The sequence below is a fragment of the Aquicoccus sp. genome, from assembly GCF_041686535.1.
GTDB lineage: Bacteria > Pseudomonadota > Alphaproteobacteria > Rhodobacterales > Rhodobacteraceae > Aquicoccus.
The window spans coordinates 1-5,819 of record NZ_JAWLDS010000063.1; the positions used below are offsets into that span (position 1 = coordinate 1).

Annotated in this window: 8 protein-coding genes; 7 read left to right on the top strand and 1 reads right to left on the bottom strand. The window is 67.3% G+C overall.

Annotation, left to right across the window (positions count from 1 at the left end; all coding sequences use genetic code 11):
- Positions 1-100 precede the first annotated feature (100 nt).
- From ACESL9_RS12510 to ACESL9_RS12520, 3 genes are read left to right on the top strand one after another with little or no spacing between them, the layout of a single operon-like run.
- Positions 101-1,090 (top strand): AsnC family transcriptional regulator, encoded by a 990-nt coding sequence (locus tag ACESL9_RS12510; protein ID WP_372674915.1) that lies wholly within the window; start codon positions 101-103, stop codon positions 1,088-1,090.
- On the top strand, positions 1,087-1,812 hold the full coding sequence (locus ACESL9_RS12515; protein WP_372613464.1) for a CbiX/SirB N-terminal domain-containing protein: 726 nt from the start codon (positions 1,087-1,089) through the stop codon (positions 1,810-1,812). The genes ACESL9_RS12510 and ACESL9_RS12515 overlap by 4 nt, the downstream gene beginning before the upstream one ends.
- Entirely contained in the window at positions 1,809-2,066 is a 258-nt protein-coding gene (locus ACESL9_RS12520) for a hypothetical protein (protein ID WP_372613466.1), read from the top strand. Before ACESL9_RS12515 ends, ACESL9_RS12520 begins: the two co-directional genes overlap by 4 nt.
- On the opposite strand, the gene sfsA is transcribed toward ACESL9_RS12520, so the two are convergent.
- On the bottom strand, positions 2,063-2,761 hold the full coding sequence (gene sfsA, locus ACESL9_RS12525; RefSeq protein WP_372674916.1) for a DNA/RNA nuclease SfsA: 699 nt from the start codon (positions 2,759-2,761) through the stop codon (positions 2,063-2,065). The two genes, ACESL9_RS12520 and sfsA, sit on opposite strands and share 4 nt — an antisense overlap.
- Before the next feature lie 59 nt (positions 2,762-2,820).
- On the opposite strand from sfsA, the gene ACESL9_RS12530 reads away from it, so the two are divergent.
- The 4 genes from ACESL9_RS12530 to ACESL9_RS12545 are packed head-to-tail and all read left to right on the top strand — an operon-like array spanning position 2,821 to position 5,812.
- Positions 2,821-3,552, top strand: a complete 732-nt coding sequence (locus ACESL9_RS12530; protein WP_372613470.1) for a competence/damage-inducible protein A — start codon at positions 2,821-2,823, stop codon at positions 3,550-3,552.
- Positions 3,539-4,264 (top strand): GNAT family N-acetyltransferase, encoded by a 726-nt coding sequence (locus tag ACESL9_RS12535; RefSeq protein WP_372613472.1) that lies wholly within the window; start codon positions 3,539-3,541, stop codon positions 4,262-4,264. The genes ACESL9_RS12530 and ACESL9_RS12535 overlap by 14 nt, the downstream gene beginning before the upstream one ends.
- 2 nt (positions 4,265-4,266) lie before the next feature.
- Complete coding sequence (locus tag ACESL9_RS12540; RefSeq protein ID WP_372613474.1) at positions 4,267-4,836, top strand: peroxidase-related enzyme; 570 nt, start codon at positions 4,267-4,269, stop codon at positions 4,834-4,836.
- On the top strand, positions 4,808-5,812 hold the full coding sequence (locus ACESL9_RS12545; RefSeq protein ID WP_372613476.1) for an OmpA family protein: 1,005 nt from the start codon (positions 4,808-4,810) through the stop codon (positions 5,810-5,812). Before ACESL9_RS12540 ends, ACESL9_RS12545 begins: the two co-directional genes overlap by 29 nt.
- The last annotated feature ends 7 nt before the right edge of the window (positions 5,813-5,819 follow it).

The following is a 5,819-nucleotide window of genomic DNA, read 5'->3' on the forward strand; positions in this document are numbered from 1 at the left end:
AGTTCGGTCCAGGCCATCGTGATCTCCGTTCAGCTTTGCAACCGAACAGAAGCACAACCTGCTGAACTCACTCAATTAGTTTCAAATCGGGCTCTGAGAGATGGCACCGAAGATCGACCCGACAGATGCGCGGCTCTTGCAGGAGTATCAGCGCGATTTGCCGCTGGTGCGCGCGCCCTTTGCCACCATCGCCGCCGATCTGGGCCTTGAAGAGGGCGATGTGATCGCTCGCCTGCACCGCCTGCAGGGCGAGGGCAAGATTTCCCGCGTCGGTGCCACGGTGCGCCCCAACACCGCCGGGGCCTCGACACTGGCCGCGCTCGCGGTGCCCGATGCCGGGCTGGAAGAGGTGGCAAGGATGGTGAGCCAAGAGCCCTGCGTCAATCATTCCTATCACCGTGAAAACCGCTGGAACCTGTGGTTCGTCGCCACCGCGGCGGACCGGCTCGAACTGTCGGAAACACTCGCCCGGATCGGGCGGCGCAGCGGGCTCCGGGTCCTCGATCTGCCGCTGGTGCGGGCCTTCAACATCGACCTCGGCTTTCGCCTCAACGGGCCGCGTCACTCGCTGGGCGTTGCGGATGCGCCCGATCTTGGCGCGCTGCGCGAGGCCGACCGCCCGCTCTTGCAGGCGCTGTCGCGGGGGCTGGAACTCTGCCCAGCGCCCTTTGCCGCGCTGGGGCGTGACCTCGCCATGGGCGAGGCGCAGGTGATTGCCCGCATCCATGCGCTCTTGCGCGCGGGCATCCTTACCCGTATCGGCGTGATCGTGCGGCACCGCGCGCTGGGCTGGGCCTCGAACGCGATGGTGGCCTTCGAGGTGCCCGACAACCGGATCGAGGCGGCGGGCCGGGCGCTCACCCGGCACCCGGGCGTCACGCTGTGCTACCAGCGCCGCACGGCCATGGGCCTCTGGCCCTATGGTCTTTTCTGCATGATCCACGCACGCAGCCGCTCCGAGGCGCTGGGCATCCTTGACGGCGCCCGCGCCTTGCCCGACCTTCGGGGAACACGACATCAGGTCATGTTCTCGCTGCGCTGCTTCAAACAGACCGGCGCGCGATTGACCCGGCAGGAGGACGCAGCATGAGTGACACGACCATACGCGCCGTTATCGTCGCACATGGCAGCCCCTCGGACCCCGACCCGCAGGAGCGTGCCATGCAGGCGCTGGCCGCATCCGTCGCGCGGCACCTGCCCGGCGCGGATGTGACCGGCGTGACGCTGGCCAGCGCGGACCGGTTCGAGACAGGACTGGACCGTGCCGCAGAAGGGCAGGGGGCGCCCCTCGTCTATCCCTTTTTCATGGCGCGCGGATGGTTCACCGAAACCTTCCTGCGCCGCCGCACGGGCGATCGGCCCGCCTGGCAAATGGCACCGTTCGGGCTCGAACCCGGACTTGTCGAACTGGCGGCCGGTACCCTGCGCAACACGCTGGCCCAAAAGGCATGGGCGGCGGGCGATACGACCCTGTTTCTTGCCGCCCATGGCAGCCGCTCGAACCCCGCCAGCCGTGACAGCGCCCTGCGCATCGCCCCGGCCATCGCCGAGGCAGCGGCGCTGGCCCGGGTCAGGGTGGGGTTCGTCGAAGAGGCCCCCTTTCTGGCCGAGGCCGCCCGCGACCTGGGCCAGGCGATCTGCCTGCCGTTCTTTGCCCTGTCGGCCAGTCATGTCGTGGAGGACATCCCCGAGGCGCTGGCCGAGGCGCGGTTCGACGGGCCGGTCCTGCCGCCCTTCATCGAGCATCCGGGTGTGGATCGCCTGATCGCGGCAAGTCTTGGCCGGGCGGCACGGGAAAGGCGGGCGGCATGAGCCTGCACAGCACCAAGGGGTTTCTCGGGCTCTGCGCCTGGCTTTACCCCTTCACCGCCGCGGCGGTGGCGATCAACCTTTTCCTGTTGTTCCTGATGCTCCGGGCGCTGGGCGTGCCCACCATGCCGCCAATGGTTGCGGTGATCGTCTCCATCCCGCTCGGCATCCCGGCCACATGGGCCGCCGCACGCTGGGTGCGAAGCCTCATCGACGAGGCCGAACGCCGCCCCGGGAAAACGCGCGACACGCCCTAACCCCTGAACGCAAGCGCCCGGCCCAGCGTGATCTCCTGTGGCGAAATGCAGCAGTCGAAGGCCATGACCTCGACCCCGGCCATGCGTGCCCGGTCCAGCCCCGCGGCATAGTCGGGGTCGATATCGCCCGCGATGCCGACGGCCGCGCAATCGGTGCGCTGGACGAGATAGAGCATCACCGCCCGCGCGCCCGCCTGCGCCACCTTCGACAACTCTTCGAGATGCCGCAGGCCCCGCGCCGTGCGCGCGTCGGGGAACTCGGCCAGCCCCACCGCGCGGCAAAGCGTCACCGACTTGACCTCGACATAGATGTCCGGCCCCGCGCCCGAGAGCAGGAAATCGACGCGGCTCTTATCGCCGTATTTCACCTCAGGTCGCACCATCGGCGCCTTGAGCCCCGGCACCTCGCCCGCCATCAGCGCCGATTTCAGCGCCCGGTTCGGCACCGATGTGTCGACCCCGGTGAAATGGCCGTTCTCGTGATCCACGAGCCGCCAACTGTATTTGAGCTTTTTCTTCGGATCGTCATTCGGTTCGACCCAGATCTTCGTGCCTTCCTCGGCCAGCCCCATCATGCTGCCCGGATTGGCGCAATGCGCCGTGACCTCGCGTCCGTCCGCCAGCCTGATGTCGGCCAGGAACCGCTTGTAGCGCCGGATGAGCCGGGCCGGTTCAAGAGGGGTTTGAAAGCGCATGGGCTTGGCCCTATACCGACCCCATGCATCGTTCAAGTGCGCCACGCGAAGGAGGCCCAATGCCCAACCCAACTGCCGCCATGCTCGTCATCGGAGATGAGATCCTCTCGGGGCGCACCCGCGACGCCAACATGCACCACCTCGCAGGTGCATTGAACAAGATCGGCATCGACCTCAAGGAGGTGCGCGTGGTCTCCGACGATGCCCCGGCCATCACGGCCGCGGTCAAGGCGCTCAGCGCCGGGTTCGACCATCTCTTCACCTCGGGCGGGATCGGGCCTACGCATGACGACATCACCGCCGATTGCGTCGCCGCCGCGTTCGATCTTCCCATCGACATCCGCGACGATGCCCGCGCCGTGCTTCAGGCCCATTACGAGCGCACCGGAACCGAACTCAACGCGGCGCGCCTGCGCATGGCCCGCATCCCCGAGGGGGCGACCCTCATCGACAACCCGATCTCGGCGGCACCCGGTTTCACCATCGGCAACACCCATGTCATGGCCGGTGTGCCACAGATATTCGAGGCGATGGTGGCCAGCGTGCTGCCCACCCTCACCGGCGGCGCGCCGCTCCTGAGTCAGAGCCTTCGCGTCGAGCGGGGCGAGGGCGACATCGCCGGCCCCCTGCGCAAGCTGGCCGAAGAGTTTCCCGATCTCTCCTTCGGCTCCTATCCCTATTCCCATTCCGGGGCCTTCGGCGCGCATATCGTGATCCGCGGCCATGATGGCGCCCGGCTCGACGCGGCGATGCAGGCGCTCTCAAGGCTGTTCCCCGATGCAGCTTCCTGACGCAGAGACGCTTTACCGCGTTACCGACGGCACATGGCCCGCCGCGCGCCATACCGAAACCGATGCCTTCACCTTCCGCGAAGGGCAGGGCGGCGGCCAGCGGGTCAGCGCCACGACCGTCAAGCGCCCCGTCACCGAGGACGAGTTGGCCGAGGCCGAGGCCACCATGCGCAGCATGGACCAGCCCTGCCTCTTCATGATCCGCGCGGGCCAGGACGCGCTCGATGCGCAGCTCGCCGCGCGCGGCTACGAGGTGGTCGATCCGGTCAACCTCTATGCCACGCCGGTCGAGAGCCTGACCGGTGAGCCCGTGCCCCCCGTCACCGCCATCCCGGTGTGGGAGCCGCTGGCGATCATGCACGACATCTGGGCAAAGGGCGGGATCGGGCCGGCGCGGATCGCCGTGATGCACCGCGCCGCGGACCCCAAGACCTCGATCATCGCGCGCTGGAACGACCATCCCGGCGGCGTCGCCTTCGTCGCCATTCACGAGCGGATCGCCATGGTCCACGCGCTTGAACTGCTGGCCCATCAGCGCGGGCAGGGGCTTGGAAAATGGGTGATGCGCCGCGCCGCGTTCTGGGCCGCGCGCCACGGCGCCGCCCACATCTCGGCCGCCTGCACGCAGGCCAACGCTGCGGCAAATGCGCTCTATGCTTCCCTTGGAATGACCCTTGTGGGACAGTATCACTATCGCAAACGGAAAGGCTGAACATGAGCAAGGACCAACCCACCGCCCTCGATCTGCCGATGGTCGATCCGCTGCCCGAGAAAACGCAGAAATATTTCGACATCTGCCAGGACAAGCTGGGCCTCGTGCCGAACGTGCTGAAATCCTATGCCTTCGACATCGACAAGCTCAACGCTTTCACCGCGCTCTACAACGACCTGATGCTGGGCGAGTCGGGCCTGTCGAAGCTCGAACGCGAGATGATCGCGGTCGCGGTCTCCTCGATCAACAAGTGCTTCTACTGCCTCACCGCGCATGGCCAGGCGGTGCGGGCCCTGTCGGGCGACCCGATCCTGGGCGAGATGATGGTGATGAACTGGCGCGTGGCCGATCTCGACGACCGCCAATACGCGATGCTCGAATTCGCCGAGATGATGACCGTCGCGAGCCACAAGATCGAAGAGAAACACCGCGCCCGGCTGCGCGAGGTCGGGTTCAGCGACCGTGACATCTGGGACATCGCCAATGTCGCCGGGTTCTACAACATGACCAACCGCGTGGCCTCGGCCACCGACATGCGGCCGAATGACGAATATCACGCGCAAGCGCGCTGACCCGGGTCGGGTCCTTGCCCTGGTCCTGACACTGGGCATTGCCCTCCTCCTTGCAGGAGGTGCCGCGCGGGCCGTCGACCTTGCCGTGCCGTCCAATGCGCAGCTTACCCTCGAACGGATCAGCGCGCGGGACAGTTATGGCGTGGCGACCGGCCCGGCTCTCGATGGCCGTGTGCCCACGATCGCCGCCGAAGGCCAGGTCGCGCGCCGGTCCTGGCGGGTCGACGCGCAGGGGCTGAGCACGCTGCAATTGATGGCGCCGCTGCGCGACCAACTGGTCGATGCCGGATACGAGATCCTCTTCGAATGTGCCGCGGCCAGTTGTGGCGGGTTCGATTTCCGCTTCGCGCTCGAGGTGATTCCCGCGCCGGACATGCATGTCGACCTGTTCGATTTCCGCTATCTCGCCGCAAGGCATGATGACCGCGACGGAAAGGTGAGCCATGCCGTGCTGCTGACCAGTCGAACCGAGACAGCGGGTTTCCTGCAGGTGGTCCAGATCGTTCCCGCAGATGAGGAGACGCCGCAAAGCGCGGGCGGCGACCGGCCGGCCCTCGGGCCGGGGGACAGCGCGGCGCCGGAAGAAGGCGACACGCCGCTGCCAGTCGCGGTCGCGCTTGAACGCAATGGCCATGCGGTTCTGTCGGACCTCGCCTTCGAAACCGGCTCGTCCAACCTCGGACCGGGAGAATTCGCCTCGCTCGCGGCGCTTGCCGACTATCTGCTGGGCGATTCCGACCGAAGGATCGCGCTGGTCGGACATACGGACGCGGTGGGCGGCCTCGACGGCAACATCGCGCTGTCGAAACGGCGCGCGGCCTCGGTGCTTGAACGTCTTGCCACGGATCTCGGGGTGCCCCGATCCCAGATGGAGGCCGAAGGCGTGGGTTATCTCGCGCCGTTCACCACCAACCTGACCCCCGAAGGCCGCGAGATCAACCGCCGGGTCGAGGCGGTGCTGCTCAATACCGAATGATTGCGCC